Here is a 1,007-nt window from a genome sequence, read left to right on the forward strand (position 1 = left end):
GATGAACGATGCAGGTCTGCACGGTGGTGGCGGGAAACGCGGCATGGACGGCGTCCTCGAACCCGCTCAGCCCGTCACAGCAGGCGATGAGGATGTCGGCGACGCCGCGGTTGCGCAGGTCGTTGATCACGCTGCGCCAGAACCCGGCGCCCTCCCCGGACGCCGGGCCCTCGGCCGTTTTGGCGATCCAGATGCCCAGCACGTGCTTGTCGCCGTCGGTGTCGATCCCGACCGCGATGTAGGCCGGCTTGTTCTGCACCACGTGGTTGTCGCGGACCTTGACCACCAGGGCGTCCAGGAACACCACGGCGTAGATGGGATCCAGCGGGCGCCGCTGCCACACCTTCACCTCCTCCATCACCTGCTCGGTGATCCGCGACACCGTCTCGGCCGACAGCCGGGTGCCATAGACCTGCTCCAGGTGGTGCACGATGTCCCGGACGCTCATCCCGTGCGCGTACAACGAGATGACCATGTCGTCCAGGCCGCCGGAGACCCGGCCCGCCCGCTTGGGCACCAGCACCGGTTCGAAACTCCCGGCCCGATCCCGCGGAACCGCCAGCCGTACCGGCCCGACCCCGGTCTGCACCGTCTTGCCGATCTTCCCGTTGCGGGCGTTCCCAGCCGCCGCCCCGGCGCCCTGCTCGTGCCGGGTGTAGCCCAGATGCGCGGTCAGCTCGGCCTCCAAGGCCCGCTCCAGCACGGCCTTGACCAGGTCGCCGAGCATGCTGCCCTCGCCCGTCAGCCGCAGGCCGCCCGCCTCGTCCCGGGACCGGACCAGCAACTCGTCCAACAGCCGATCATTGATCAACTCCCGAATCGGACGACGTTCCTGCTGTTCACCAGCCACATCCCTCACCGTAGAGCGGATCTCACTCAGCGTGGTCGACATGTGGCCGCCGACACCCTCGATTACCGTCATGACCATCCCCCGAAGAAGTGAGCCCTCGCCCACAGATGACTTGCTTCCCAGCAAGATCACTTCCCACACCTAGAGGGATACCCCC

1 protein-coding gene is annotated in these 1,007 nt (G+C 67.5%); it reads right to left on the reverse strand.

Annotation, left to right across the window (positions count from 1 at the left end):
* The coding region (locus ACFQSB_RS40170; RefSeq protein ID WP_417774573.1) for an IS256 family transposase at positions 1-859 on the reverse strand (859 nt) is incomplete at its 3' end.
* Positions 860-1,007 lie beyond the last annotated feature (148 nt).

Origin of the sequence: Sphaerisporangium rhizosphaerae (genome assembly GCF_042665155.1) — a bacterium.
Taxonomy (GTDB): domain Bacteria; phylum Actinomycetota; class Actinomycetes; order Streptosporangiales; family Streptosporangiaceae; genus Sphaerisporangium; species Sphaerisporangium rhizosphaerae.